Raw genomic sequence first — 13,447 nt, 5'->3', positions numbered from 1 at the left:
TCAGTCGAGGCAGAACTCGTTCCCCTCGATGTCCTGCATCACGATGCACGAGTCGGTGCCGTCGTACAGCAGCCGCTGCCGGGTGGCGCCGAGGGGCACGAGCCGGGCGCACTCGGCCTCCAGCGCGGCCAGCCTCTCCTCACCGGTCAGCCCGGTGCCGACGCGCACGTCGAGGTGGACGCGGTTCTTGACCACCTTGCCCTCCGGCACCCGCTGGAAGAACAGCCGCGGCCCGGCCCCGGCGGGGTCGCTCGCCGCACACCAGGCGCCGTCCCCGTCGGGGAACCGCTCCCGGTTGAACTCGTCCCAGGATCCGTACCCCTGGGGTGGCACCACGGTGTACCCCAGCACCTCGCACCAGAACCGCGCCAGCCGCTCCGGATCCGCGCAGTCGAACGTGACTTGAACCTGCCTGATCACTGCCACGGGGCGCACCCTAACAAGGGGGCCGCCGGCCGGCCGCTGATTATTCGGCGCGTGCCCTCGACGGGAGACCGGACCGGCGCCGGCCTGTGTCAAGTCGGTGTGCGGGGCATCGAAGCGTGGCTGGAGTCGTCCCGTCAACGCCCGGGACGTGCTGCTGTCCCGTCCGGACTTCCCGGCCACCCGAGCCTCCCGCCGGAGGCCCCGCACGAGCGGCTGGACGCGCTGGGCGTACCCCGCTGAGGACCTCGGGCGCACCCCGTCGGGTCAGGGCGTCGTCTCGCCCCGGACGAGGGGGTGGCACACCGGCTGGACGCCCTCGGGAAGGGCGTCCGGTGCGCACCAGCGGGCCTCGAGGATCTCGAAGGGGTCCAGGCGCAGCTCGCCGCCGAGCAGGCGGGCCTCGAAGGCCACCTCCATGCGGGTGCGCAGGCCGCTGTTCAGCATGACCAGGCGGCCGGCCTCCACGTCGAGGCCGGTCTCCTCCTTGACCTCACGCACCACGGTCTGCCGGAAGTCCTCGCCCTTGCGCGCGAAGCCGCTCGGCAGGCCCCACTGGCGGCCGGGCGGCCACATCCGGTGCCGCAGCAGCAGCACCCGCCCCTCGTCGTCGCGCACCACACCCGTCACGCCGACCACGAACTTGGCGTGCAGCAGCCACATGATGCGGCTCTGCAGCGGGCGCAGGAGTCGCCAGACACGGACCAGGAGTCGTCGCACGGGGCCTCGGCTGATAGGGGGAGCGGACGGGGTGTCACCAGGGGGAACCGTACCGGGTGGGACGTCCGCACCGTGGACGGAGTTGACCCGGACGGGATACGGGTCGCATCGTCAGGCATATGAACGCTTCACGGTACTGACGTAGTCCAATACGCTGGACCTGTGAGTCCACCAAGATGCACACTCGGTGCAGTCGTGCATCACCCTCGAGTCCCTCGCGTCTCCTACCTCCCTGGAAGGCACCGTGACCACCCCCAGCGCCGCCACCCCGTCCACCGCACCCGGGCAGAGCCACGGTCCCGCCCCCGCGCGGGCCGGCGCCCCGGGCGGCCGCCGGGGCTCCCTGGGGCCGGTCGGGCTGGTGCTGGCCGGGGGCATCTCGGTGCAGTTCGGCGGGGCGCTCGCGGTGACGCTGATGCCGCGCGCCGGCGCGCTCGGGGTGGTCACCCTGCGGCTGCTGGTGGCGGCGCTGGTGCTGATGGCGGTGTGCCGGCCGCGGCTGCGCGGGCACTCGCGGACCGACTGGGGCACGGTGGTCGCCTTCGGCGTCGCGATGGCCGCGATGAACGGCCTCTTCTACCAGTCCGTCGCCCGCATCCCGCTCGGCCCCGCGGTCACCCTGGAGGTCCTGGGGCCGCTCACCCTCTCCGTGCTGGCCTCCCGGCGCGCGGTCAACCTCGTGTGGGCCGCGCTGGCCCTCGCCGGCGGGTTCCTCCTCGGCGGCGGGGGCTTCAGCGGCCTCGACCCGCTGGGCGTCGCCTTCGCGCTGGGCGCCGGGGCGATGTGGGCGGCGTACATCGTCTTCAGCGCGCGTACCGGGCGCCGCTTCCCGCAGGCGGACGGGCTGGCCCTGGCCATGGCGGTGGCGGCGGTGCTGTTCCTGCCCCTGGGCGTCCTGGAGTCCGGCGCCAAGCTCCTCGACCCGACGGTCCTCGCGCTGGGCGCGGCGGTCGCGGTGCTGTCGTCCGTCCTGCCCTACACCCTCGAACTCCTCGCGCTGCGGCGGCTGCCCGCGTCGACCTTCGCGATCCTGATGAGCCTGGAACCGGCCCTCGCGGCCGCCGCCGGCTTCCTCGTCCTCGACCAGGCCCTCGCCGCGACGGAGGCCGCCGCCATCGCCCTGGTCATCGCCGCGAGCATGGGCGCGGTGCGGACGCAGGTGGGACCACGCCGCCGGGTGCGGGCGCGCGTGGACCTCACCAAGGACTGACGGTCGTCCTCGTCGGACCTCAGGAGCCGGAAGCGCCCTCAGGGCGCTGTCCCACCACCCCGCGCGCCCTGTTTGCCCGGCCGCATGACGACAGCCCGTCGCACCCGTGACACGGCCGGCCACGGGCGGAAGCCTTCCCGAGAAGTCTGATCGCTGCCGCCGGCGCCGACACCAGCGGCGACAGGGCCCGTGTCGGCGGCGGCGCGGGGCGGCCGGAGACGGCCTCGTAGGCTGTTGATCGACTCATCGGGACGACGGGGAGGGAACCGATGACGGACACGGCCGAGGCGTTCCAGCCGCTGCAGGACGACGATCCGCGCACCGTGGGGGACTACCGGATCGCCGCCCGGCTGGGCGCGGGCGGCATGGGGCGGGTGTACCTCGCGCACACGCACGGGGGCCGGCCGGTGGCCCTCAAGGTCGTGCGGCCGGAACTGGCCGACGACCCCACCTTCCGGCGGCGCTTCACCCGGGAGGTCAGGGCGGCCCGGACGGTGAAGGGCGCGTACACCGCCGAACTGATCGACGCCGACCCGGAGGACGTACCGCCCTGGCTGGCCACGCTGTACGTGCCGGGCCCCTCCCTGACCGAGGCCGTCGCCCGGCGCGGGCCGCTGCCCGAGACGGCGGTGCTGTGGCTGACGGCGGGGATCGCCGAGGCGCTGCAGGCCATCCACGGGGCCGGGATCGTGCACCGGGACCTCAAGCCGTCCAACGTCCTGCTGGCCTCCGACGGGCCACGGGTCATCGACTTCGGCATCGCCCGCGCCGCCGACGCCACCGCGCACACCGCCACGGGCGCCGCGATCGGCACGCCCCACTTCATGGCCCCGGAGCAGGCGTCCGGCGGCGAGGTGTCGGCCGCCACGGACGTCTTCGCGCTCGGGCAGACGGCCGCCTTCGCGGCGCTGGGCCGACCGCTGTACGGGGACGGGCCGGCGGTGAGCGTGCTGTACCGGATCGTGCACTCCGCCCCCGACCTGTCCGAACTGCCCGACCGGCTGCGCGGGTTGCTCGCCCGGTGCCTGGCCGAGGCACCGGAGGGGAGACCCACCCCGGCGGAGGTCGTCGCCTGGTGCCGGGAGGAGCTGGGGCGGGACGCCGACGCCGGAGCCGGACCGGCCGTCTGGCGGGAGATCGCCGGACCGGAGGTGACGGCGCCGCCGCCGGTCGCGTCCCCGGAACCGGGCGTGCCGCCCACAGCGGCGCACACGCTGCCGGTGACCGCCCCGGCGGCGTGGACGCCCCCCTCCGGGCCCGTCGTCGCCCCGGGACCGGGGCTGCCGGGACGGTCGCCCGAGCCGGAGGGACGCCGGAGCCGTCGGCGGCGCCCGGCCCTGTACGGGGCGGCCGCCCTCGCCGCGGCCGGGCTGGTGATCGCCGCTGCCTGGTCGGTCATGGACGCGACGGGCCGGGGAGACGGACGCGACGACGGACGCGGCCGGGACACGGCCGCCTCCGCCTCCGCGACGCCGGGACCGGCGGCGGAACGGCCGGCGGGGGCCGGCGGCGCCGCGACGGACGCGGAGAAGTCCGGCGACGGGGCGGGGGCCGGCTCGGACGGCGCTTCGGCGGCCGGCCCGGGCACGGGGGCCGACGGGGCGGCGGGTGCGGCCGGGGCGCCGCGGGCGTACCCCTACAGCGGCCTGATGCTGACCGCCGAGAACTCCCTGCGCACCGGCGACGGCGAGGTGTACGACACCCGCGAGGAGGACATCCGGTTCGGCTGCTCCATGGCCGGCTGCGAACTGGACAGTGACACCGTGACGTTCGTCCAGGTGTACGGCGACCAGGGCGACGGCACCTACGACGCATGTCGCATGCTGACCGCGAAGCAGAAGCCCGGCGCCCACCCGCTGGCCGCCTCCGCGGCAGGCACCGAGATCTGCTTCCGGGACGGCGACGGAAACGTGGGACTCCTCGTCGTCCAGGTCAAGTCGACCGCCGTGCCGGACCTGGCCTTCCTCAGGGCGGACATGACGGTCTGGCGGAAGGACTGACGGGCCGTGGCGTCCCGTGGCTCCTGGCGCGGGCGGGGCTCCGAGGACTTGATCTCTGTAGGTGCGGGAGCGCACGGGGGCCGGGCGCGACCGGAGTCGCTCTGTGTCTCCTTTCCACTGGGTTCGGCACATGCCCGGGGAGTCCGGGGCGTGACCGGTCCTTCCTCCGCGGGCACGAAGGGAACGGCGACATGAGCGTGCGGCACGGCGAGACAGCAGGGAACCGGCCGCTGATCCCCCGCCCGGAGCGCACGCCCGGTGCGCTGCGTGCCGCCTGCGCGGTTGTCGCCCCGGAGCTTCTGCCGCTCCACGCCCGGGCGAAGGACCAGGCTCTGGCCGAGGCCGTGGAGCACGGTTCGCTCGAACTGGTGCACGCCTACCTCAGTCACTGGGCGGCTCTGATCGAGATCGCACGCCACCCCGCCGTGGCCAAGGCGTACCACCGGGCCGAGTACCTCGCCCGGATCGCCACAGCGCCGGAGGAGGCACGTGAGCACCTGGCCGTGGCCAGCTCCCTCTACCGTGAGGCTGCCCGGGCGGTGCGCACGCAGTGAGCCGGCGCTGGGAGTACGTGCCCGACGAGGAGACGGTGGCGGCGGGCGCACCCGCGGGCTTCCTCGCCGAGGTGGAGAAAATGGCGGCGGAACTGGCCAGGGCGGCTGAGGCCCTCTACGTGCACGGGTCCGCGTACGAGGAAGCGGACGAAGGGGCGAAGCACGCGTTCGTCGCCGGCGGCTTCTTCGTGTACAGGTGACGCCGCGGTCGGAGCTCGTCACCATCTGGCAGGTGACGCCGGACCCTCTTCCCTGACCGTCCGGCGCCGGTCACGGGCCGCCGTCGTCGAAAGCGAGGGGCAAGCGGCTCCTGACATGGGAGCGGCGTCACCCGGGTCGGGCCCGGGTAGGGTACGGGCACGCACAGGGGGGAGCGGCATGCTGGCGGGGGCGTTGGGCGATCTCGTGCTGGGGCTGCTCGCCAGTTGTCTGAGCGGCCTGGCGGTGTGGCTGTGGCAGCGCGGCAGGCACAACCGGGACCTGCGGCTGCGGATGCGCGTGGTCGGCGCCCGGCCCGGCGACACGTGCCTGATCGTCATGAACAACAAGTACGGCGCTCCGGGCACCACGCATCACCACGACGTCCAGGCGATGATCGAGGCGGCCGTCCTCAGCCACAGCCTGGAGTGCGAGGTCGAGGTCGTCCGCAGCGACGACTTCCGGGGGAGCAACGGGAACAAGCCCGAGTTCTGCATCGGAGGCCCGCTCGGGTCGAACGTCCGGAGCGCGGGTCACGTCGCGCACACCCTGCCCGGCGTCACGTTCCACCCCTACACCCACCCCGAGCACCCACTGGCCTTCGAGGCGGGCGGGGTGCTCCACCGCCGGATCAGCGGCAGCGAGGAGTACGTCCTTCTCGCCAAGTTCACCGCTCCCGGCGGCGGGCGTCCCGTGATCCTGGTCTGCGGGCAGACCGCCCTCACCAACCACGCCGCCCTCTACTTCCTCCGCCGGTCGTACCGCCGGATAGCGGACACGGTCGCCTCCACCGACCGCTTCTGCCTGCTGCTGAAGGTGCCTTCGATCCGCACCTACGGCCATCAGGGCGTCGTCCTGGAACGCGACCTCACCGACGTCGCCTTCACGCCCGGGGCATGAGCCCGGAGTCCACCGCCGTCGCCCCAGCACGTTTTCGAAGGAGCGCGGTCCCTGGAGTTCCGCCACGCGTTCGCGCCGGCCCGAACTCATGGTCAGCGGTGATTCTTCCGCCGAAAAAATCATGCAAGCACGCTTGCTTGTTTCCTGCCCTCCTGCCATGCTCCCCCCGTCCGCCCCGCACACCGCCGCCGTGTCCGTGCCCCGAGGGGAGCGCCTCGTGTCCGATCCGACGCCTGTGATCGACGATCTGCGGGAGGAGAGCGAGGAGCTGGACCGGCTCGTGGCCGGTCTCGACCCCGAGCGGTGGACGCTGGCGACACCCGCCCCCGGCTGGACCGTCGCCCACCAGATCGCGCACCTCGCCTGGACCGACCACTCGGCGCTCGTCGCCGCCACCGACGCGGACGGGTTCCGGAAGCTGGTCGAGGCCGCCCTCGCCGCCCCGCACGCCTTCGTGGACGAGGGCGCGGAGGAGGGCGCCCGGGTGCCGCCGGACGTGCTGCTGGAGCGCTGGCGGGCGGGGCGGGACGCGCTCGACAAGGCGCTGCGGGCCGTGCCGTCCGGGGCCCGGCTGCCCTGGTACGGGCCGCCGATGTCCGCCGCCTCGATGGCCACCGCCCGCCTGATGGAGACCTGGGCGCACGGCCTGGACGTGGCGGACGCGCTGGGCGTGGCGCGCGCGGCCACCGGCCGGCTGCGGCACATCGCCCGGCTCGGCGTCCGCACCCGCGACTTCGCGTACGGGGTGCACGGACTCACCCCGCCCGCCGACCCGTTCCGCGTCGAACTCACCGGACCGGGCGGTGACGTCTGGGCGTACGGCCCCGAGGACGCCCCCCAGCGCGTCACCGGGCCCGCCCTCGACTTCTGCCTCCTGGTGACCCGGCGTGCCCACCGCGCCGACCTCGCCCTGACCGCCGACGGCCCCGACGCCGACCGCTGGCTGGACATCGCGCAGGCGTTCGCCGGGCCGCCCGGCGGCGGACGGGCGCCGCAGGGGGACGCCTCGTGACGGCCGCACCCCTGCGCGTCGGCAACTTCTCCGGCTTCTACGGCGACCGGGCCGGGGCCCTGCGCGAGATGCTGACGGGCGGGGAGCTGGACGTCCTCACCGGCGACTACCTCGCCGAGCTGACCATGCTCATCCTGGCCCGGGACCGCCTGAAGGACCCGTCCGCCGGATACGCCCGCACCTTCCTGCGGCAGCTGGAGGACACCCTCGGCCTCGCGCACGAGAAGGGCGTCCGGATCGTCACCAACGCGGGCGGGCTCAACCCGGCCGGACTCGCGGACGCCGTACGGGAGCTGGCAGGCAGGCTCGGCGTCCCCGTACGGGTCGCCCACGTCGAGGGCGACGACCTCACCGCCCGGCACCCCGGAAGTCTCGCCGCCCACGCCTACCTCGGCGGCTTCGGCATCGCCGAGTGCCTCCGCGCGGGCGCCGATCTCGTCGTCACCGGACGGGTCACCGACGCCGCCCTGGTCACCGGGCCCGCCGCCGCGCACTTCGGCTGGAAGCCGGCGGACCACGACCGGCTGGCGGGCGCGGTCGTCGCCGGGCACGTGCTGGAGTGCGGGGCGCAGGCCACCGGCGGCAACTACGCGTTCTTCGCCGAGCGCGACCCCCGCGACCTGCGCCGGCCCGGCTTCCCCCTCGCCGAGATCCACCCCGACGGCTCGTGCGTCGTCACCAAGCACCCCGGCACCGGCGGCTTCGTCGACGTCGGCACGGTCACCGCGCAGCTGCTGTACGAGACGGGCGGCGCCCGGTACGCCGGGCCGGACGTCACCGCGCGGCTGGACACCGTGCGGCTCACCCGGGAGGGGCCCGACCGGGTGCGGATCGAGGGGGTGCGCGGGGAAGCCCCGCCGCCCACGCTCAAGGTCGGGCTGAACCGGCTCGGCGGGTTCCGCAACGAGGTCGTGTTCGTGCTCACCGGGCTCGACGTCGGCGCGAAGGCCGCGCTCGTGAAGGAGCAGATGAGCGACGCCCTCGCCGCGTCCCCGCCCGCCGAGGTCCGCTGGGACCTCGCGCGCACCGACCGGGCCGACGCGGGCACGGAGGAGACCGCGAGCGCGCTGCTGCGGCTCGTCGTGCGGGACCCGGACCAGCACAAGGCCGGACGGGTGCTCAGCGGGGCCGCCATCGAGCTGGCGCTGGCCAGCTACCCCGGGTTCCACGTGGTGGCGCCACCGGGGAAGGGCTCCCCCTACGGGGTCTTCGAGGAGGTGTACGTCCCCCAGGGTGAGGTCGACCATGTGGCCGTCCTCCCCGACGGGCGCCGGATCACCGTGGACCCGCCCCAGGACACCGCCGCCCTCGACGACCTGCCGGAGCCCCATCCTCCGCAGCCGCTGCCGCCGGGGCCGGCCGCCCGCGCGCCCCTCGGCCGGGTCGTCGGCGCCCGCAGCGGCGACAAGGGCGGCAACGCCAACGTCGGCGTGTGGGCGCGGACCGACGACGCCTGGCGGTGGCTCGCGCACGAGCTGACCGTCGCACGGTTCCGGGAGCTGATCCCGGAGGCCCGCGACCTGCCCGTCACCCGGCACGCGCTGCCGAACCTGCGCGCCCTGAACTTCGTCGTCGAGGGCATCCTCGGCGAGGGCGTCGCCGCGCAGGCCCGTTTCGATCCGCAGGCCAAGGCGCTGGGGGAGTGGCTGCGCTCCCGCCACGCCGACATCCCGGAGGTGCTCCTGTGACGGTCCTCGCGTCCGCCCTGAACCCGTCCGACCCCGATCACCGGGAGCACCGGGAGGCCATGCTCGCCAAGCTGGCCGAGCTCGACGCCGAGCACGCCGAGGCCCTCGCGGGCGGCGGTGAGAAGTACGTCGAGCGGCACCGGAAACGCGGCAAGCTGCTCGCCCGCGAACGCATCGAGCTGCTGCTCGACCCCGACACCCCGTTCCTGGAGCTGTCCCCGCTGGCCGCCTGGGGCAGCGACCACGCCGTCGGCGCGTCCCTGGTGACCGGCATCGGGGTCGTCGAGGGCGTGGAGTGCGTGATCACCGCCAACGACCCGACGGTGCGCGGCGGCGCCAGCAACCCCTGGTCGCTGAAGAAGGCGCTGCGCGCCCACGAGATCGCCTTCGCCAACCGGCTGCCCGTGATCAGCCTGGTGGAGTCCGGCGGTGCCGACCTGCCCTCGCAGAAGGAGATCTTCATCCCCGGCGGCGCGGTCTTCCGGGACCTGACCCGGCTGTCCGCCGCCGGCGTCCCCACCGTCGCCGTCGTCTTCGGCAACTCCACCGCCGGGGGCGCGTACGTGCCCGGCATGTCCGACCACACGATCATGGTCAAGGAGCGGGCGAAGGTGTTCCTCGGCGGCCCGCCGCTGGTGAGGATGGCGACCGGCGAGGAGAGCGACGACGAGTCCCTGGGCGGCGCGGACATGCACGCCCGCGTCTCCGGTCTCGCCGACCACTTCGCCGTGGACGAGCCGGACGCGCTGCGCCAGGCCCGCCGGGTCGTCGCCCGCCTCAACCACCGCAAGGCGTACCCCGACCCGGGTCCCGCCGAGCCGCCGAAGTACGACCCGGAGGAGCTGCTGGGCATCGTCCCCGGCGACCTGAAGATCCCCTTCGATCCGCGCGAGGTGATCGCGAGGATCGTCGACGCCTCCGACTTCGACGAGTTCAAGCCCCTCTACGGCACCAGCCTGGTCACCGGCTGGGCGGCCCTGCACGGCTATCCGGTCGGCATCCTCGCCAACGCGCGGGGCGTCCTCTTCAGCGAGGAGTCCCAGAAGGCCGCCCAGTTCATCCAGTTGGCCAACCAGCGGGACGTCCCGCTGCTGTTCCTGCACAACACCACCGGCTACATGGTCGGCAAGGAGTACGAGCAGGGCGGCATCATCAAGCACGGCGCGATGATGATCAACGCGGTCTCCAACTCCCGCGTCCCGCACCTGTCCGTCCTCATGGGCGCCTCCTACGGCGCCGGCCACTACGGCATGTGCGGCCGCGCCTACGACCCGCGCTTCCTGTTCGCCTGGCCCAGCGCCAAGTCCGCCGTCATGGGCCCGCAGCAGCTCGCGGGCGTGCTGTCCATCGTCGCCCGGCAGTCGGCGGCGGCGAAGGGACGGCCCTACGACGACGAGGCCGACGCGGCGCTGCGCGCCATGGTGGAGCAGCAGATCGAGTCCGAGTCCCTGCCGATGTTCCTGTCCGGGCGGCTGTACGACGACGGCGTCATCGACCCGCGCGACACCCGCACCGTCCTCGGCCTGTGCCTGTCCGCCGTGCACACCGCGCCCTACGAGGGCGTGCGCGGCGGCTTCGGCGTCTTCCGGATGTGAGGCAACCAGTGATCGATTCCGTCCTCGTCGCCAACCGCGGCGAGATCGCCTGCCGCATCGTCCGCACCTGCCGCGAGCTGGGCGTCACGACCGTCGCCGTGCACTCCGACGCCGACGGGAACGCCCTGCACACGCGCGTCGCCGACACCGCCGTCCGGCTGCCGGGAGCGGCGCCCGCCGACACCTACCTGCGCGGCGACCTGATCGTGAAGGCCGCCCTCGCGGCCGGCGCGGACGCCGTCCACCCCGGCTACGGCTTCCTCTCCGAGAACGCCGGCTTCGCACGCGCCGTCCAGGACGCCGGACTGGTGTGGATCGGGCCGCCGCCGGAGGCGATCGAGGCGATGGCGTCCAAGACGCGCGCCAAGCGGCTCATGGGCGTCGCACCGCTCACCGACGTCACCGAGGCCGACCTGCCGGTGCTGGTGAAGGCCGCGGCGGGCGGCGGCGGACGCGGCATGCGCGTGGTGCGCCGCCTCGCCGACCTGGACGGCGAACGCGCCGCCGCCCGCGCGGAGGCCGCGAGCGCCTTCGGCGACGGGGAGGTGTTCGTCGAGCCGTACCTGGAGAACGGCCGCCACGTCGAGGTGCAGGTCCTCGCGGACACCCACGGCACGGTGTGGACGCTCGGCACCCGCGACTGCTCCCTCCAGCGCAGACACCAGAAGGTGATCGAGGAGGCCCCGGCGCCCGGCCTCTCCGCCCGGCTCACGGAGGAACTCCACGCCCTCGCCGTACGCGCCGCCCGCGCGGTCGGCTACGTCGGCGCCGGCACCGTGGAGTTCCTGGTCGCCGGCGACCGGGCGCACTTCCTGGAGATGAACACCCGGCTCCAGGTCGAACACCCGGTGACGGAGGAGGTGTTCGGCGTCGACCTGGTCGCCGGGCAGATCCGGGTCGCCGAGGGCCACGCCCTGGCCCCCGAGCCGCCGCCCGCGCGCGGCCACGCCGTCGAGGCCCGCCTCTACGCCGAGGACCCCGCCCACGACTGGGCCCCGCAGACCGGCCGCCTGCACCGCCTGGCCGTCCCCGGCGCCGTCCGCCTCGACACGGGCTACGCCGACGGCGACGACGTCGGCGTCCACTACGACCCGATGCTCGCCAAGGTCGTCGCCCACGCCCCCACCCGCGCCGAGGCGGTCCGCAAGCTCGCCGCGGCCCTGGAACGCGCGGTGATCCACGGCCCCGTCACCAACCGGGACCTCCTCGTCCGCTCCCTGCGCCACGAGGAGTTCGCGCGGGCCCGCATGGACACCGGCTTCTACGACCGCCACCTGGCCGCCCTCACCGCGCCCGCCCCCGACCCGTACGCCCCGCTCGCCGCCGCCCTCGCCGACGCGCACGGCCGCTCCCGCTTCGGCGGCTGGCGCAACGTGCCCTCGCAGCCGCAGGTCAAGCGGTACGCGGTGAACGGCGAGGAGCACGAGGTCCGTTACCGGCACACCCGCACCGGCCTCGCGGCCGACGGCGTGACGGTCGTCCACGCGGACGCGGCCCTGGTGATCCTGGAGACCGAGGGCGTACGGCGCCGCTACGAGGTCAGCCGCTACGGTGACCGCGTGTACGCCGGCGGCACGGCGCTGACCGCCCTGCCCCGCTTCCCCGACCCCGAGGCCGGCCACGCCCCCGGCTCCCTCCTCGCCCCGATGCCCGGCACGGTGGTCCGCGTCGCCGAGGGCGTCACCGAGGGCGCGGCGGTCGAGGCGGGCCAGCCCCTCCTCTGGCTGGAGGCGATGAAGATGCAGCACAGGATCACCGCCCCGGCGGCAGGAACGGTGACCGCCCTCCACGCGGCACCGGGCCGACAGGTGGAAGTGGGCGCCCTCCTGGCGGTGGTGGAGCACAACGCCCCTTAGGGGCGCGGGGAACTGCGCGACCAGCCCCCACGCACCCGCCCCCGCCCGACGACCCCCGACGACTCACAGCCCCTCCTCCAAGGAGCCTCCATGCCGGTGATCGAGTCAGAAGAGCACAAGGCCCTCCGCGCGGCGGTGTCCGCCCTGGGCCACAAGTACGGCCGCGCATACTTCACCCGCACCGTCGAGGAGGACAGGCCCGCCACCGAACTGTGGGCGGCGGCCGCCGAACTCGGCTACCTCGGCGTCAACCTCCCGGAGGAGTACGGCGGCGGAGGCGGCGGCATCTCCGAACTCTCCATCGTCCTGGAGGAACTCGGCGCGGCCGGCTGCCCGTTGCTGCTGATGGTGGTCTCCCCGGCGATCTGCGGCACGGTGATCGCCCGCTTCGGCACCGAGGAGCAGAAGCGGGAGTGGCTGCCCGCCCTCGCCGACGGCACCCGCACCATGGCCTTCGGCATCACCGAACCCGACGCCGGCTCCAACGCGCACCGCATCACCACCACCGCCCGGCGGGACCCCGGCACCGGCGACTGGCTGCTCACCGGCCGCAAGGTGTTCGTCTCCGGCGTGGACATCGCCCACGCCACCCTCATCGTGGGACGCACCGAGGACACCCGCACCGGGCGCCTCAAACCCTGCCTGTTCATCGTCCCGCGCGACGCCCCCGGCTTCGGGCGCCGCAAGATCGACATGGAACTCAGCGCCGCCGAGAAGCAGTTCGAGCTGACCCTCGACGACGTGCGGCTGCCCGCCGACGCGCTCGTCGGGGACCAGGACGCCGGGCTGCTCCAGCTGTTCGCCGGGCTGAACCCCGAGCGCGTCATGACGGCCGCCTTCGCGATCGGCATGGGCCGCTTCGCCCTGTCCCGCGCCGTCGAGTACGCCCGCGACCGCACCGTCTGGAAGGCGCCCATCGGCTCCCACCAGGCCATCGCGCACCCCCTCGCGCAGGCGCACATCGACCTCGAACTCGCCCGTCTCATGATGCAGAAGGCCGCCCACCTCTACGACGCCGGCGACGACATCGGCGCGGGGGAGGCCGCCAACATGGCCAAGTACGCGGCGGCCGAGGCGTGCGTGCGGGCCGTCGACCAGGCCGTGCACACCCTCGGCGGCAACGGCCTCACCCGGGAGTTCGGGCTCGCCTCGCTGACAACGGCCGCGCGCGTGTCCCGCATCGCACCGGTGAGCCGGGAGATGATTCTCAACTACGTCTCCCACCAGACCCTCGGCCTGCCCAAGTCGTACTAGACACGCGACCGGCACGCCTCCCGGCCGTCTTGGAGGA

The 13,447-nt window shown here is 74.3% G+C and carries 12 protein-coding genes; 10 read left to right on the top strand and 2 right to left on the bottom strand.

Features of this window, described 5'->3' with window-relative positions:
- On the bottom strand, positions 1 to 426 hold the full coding sequence (locus ACWH4W_RS04150; protein WP_473074473.1) for a VOC family protein: 426 nt from the start codon (positions 424 to 426) through the stop codon (positions 1 to 3).
- 264 nt (positions 427 to 690) lie between these two features.
- Entirely contained in the window at positions 691 to 1,143 is a 453-nt protein-coding gene (locus tag ACWH4W_RS04145; RefSeq protein ID WP_473074472.1) for an NUDIX hydrolase, read from the bottom strand.
- 244 nt (positions 1,144 to 1,387) lie between these two features.
- Between ACWH4W_RS04145 and ACWH4W_RS04140 the strand changes: the two genes are divergently transcribed.
- The 10 genes from ACWH4W_RS04140 (at position 1,388) to ACWH4W_RS04095 (ending at position 13,410) form a co-directional block, all read left to right on the top strand.
- Positions 1,388 to 2,353: an EamA family transporter gene (locus tag ACWH4W_RS04140; RefSeq protein WP_473074471.1), complete on the top strand. Its 966-nt coding sequence runs from the start codon at positions 1,388 to 1,390 to the stop codon at positions 2,351 to 2,353.
- 269 nt (positions 2,354 to 2,622) lie between these two features.
- Positions 2,623 to 4,353 (top strand): serine/threonine-protein kinase, encoded by a 1,731-nt coding sequence (locus ACWH4W_RS04135; protein ID WP_473074470.1) that lies wholly within the window; start codon positions 2,623 to 2,625, stop codon positions 4,351 to 4,353.
- Between the two features lie 191 nt (positions 4,354 to 4,544).
- Entirely contained in the window at positions 4,545 to 4,907 is a 363-nt protein-coding gene (locus ACWH4W_RS04130) for a hypothetical protein (protein ID WP_473074469.1), read from the top strand.
- On the top strand, positions 4,904 to 5,107 hold the full coding sequence (locus ACWH4W_RS04125; RefSeq protein ID WP_473074468.1) for a hypothetical protein: 204 nt from the start codon (positions 4,904 to 4,906) through the stop codon (positions 5,105 to 5,107). Before ACWH4W_RS04130 ends, ACWH4W_RS04125 begins: the two co-directional genes overlap by 4 nt.
- A gap of 193 nt (positions 5,108 to 5,300) precedes the next feature.
- Positions 5,301 to 6,005: a hypothetical protein gene (locus tag ACWH4W_RS04120; protein WP_473074467.1), complete on the top strand. Its 705-nt coding sequence runs from the start codon at positions 5,301 to 5,303 to the stop codon at positions 6,003 to 6,005.
- 217 nt (positions 6,006 to 6,222) lie between these two features.
- Positions 6,223 to 7,017, top strand: coding sequence for a TIGR03084 family metal-binding protein (locus ACWH4W_RS04115; RefSeq protein WP_473074466.1), 795 nt, complete (start codon positions 6,223 to 6,225; stop codon positions 7,015 to 7,017).
- Complete coding sequence (locus ACWH4W_RS04110; RefSeq protein WP_473074465.1) at positions 7,014 to 8,705, top strand: acyclic terpene utilization AtuA family protein; 1,692 nt, start codon at positions 7,014 to 7,016, stop codon at positions 8,703 to 8,705. The genes ACWH4W_RS04115 and ACWH4W_RS04110 overlap by 4 nt, the downstream gene beginning before the upstream one ends.
- The gene (locus tag ACWH4W_RS04105; protein WP_473074464.1) at positions 8,702 to 10,300 is read left to right on the top strand and encodes an acyl-CoA carboxylase subunit beta; all 1,599 of its coding nucleotides are present in this window, start codon (positions 8,702 to 8,704) and stop codon (positions 10,298 to 10,300) included. Before ACWH4W_RS04110 ends, ACWH4W_RS04105 begins: the two co-directional genes overlap by 4 nt.
- A gap of 8 nt (positions 10,301 to 10,308) precedes the next feature.
- Positions 10,309 to 12,156 carry an acetyl/propionyl/methylcrotonyl-CoA carboxylase subunit alpha gene (locus ACWH4W_RS04100; RefSeq protein ID WP_473074463.1) on the top strand — a complete coding sequence of 616 codons (1,848 nt, stop codon included), beginning with the start codon at positions 10,309 to 10,311 and terminating at the stop codon, positions 12,154 to 12,156.
- 90 nt (positions 12,157 to 12,246) lie between these two features.
- On the top strand, positions 12,247 to 13,410 hold the full coding sequence (locus tag ACWH4W_RS04095; protein WP_473074462.1) for an acyl-CoA dehydrogenase family protein: 1,164 nt from the start codon (positions 12,247 to 12,249) through the stop codon (positions 13,408 to 13,410).
- The last annotated feature ends 37 nt before the right edge of the window (positions 13,411 to 13,447 follow it).

Source organism: Streptomyces sp. DSM 120436 (genome assembly GCF_055778765.1).
The sequence above is the reverse complement of the archived record's forward strand: the minus strand, read 5'-3'. Positions and strand labels throughout refer to the sequence as shown.

Bases quoted from the DNA above. Each gene is read 5' to 3' on its own strand.
- ACWH4W_RS04135 (WP_473074470.1), top strand. From the start codon at position 2,623: ATGACGGACACGGCCGAGGCGTTCCAGCCGCTGCAGGACGACGATCCG.
- ACWH4W_RS04130 (WP_473074469.1), top strand. From the start codon at position 4,545: ATGAGCGTGCGGCACGGCGAGACAGCAGGGAACCGGCCGCTGATCCCC.
- ACWH4W_RS04095 (WP_473074462.1), top strand. From the start codon at position 12,247: ATGCCGGTGATCGAGTCAGAAGAGCACAAGGCCCTCCGCGCGGCGGTG.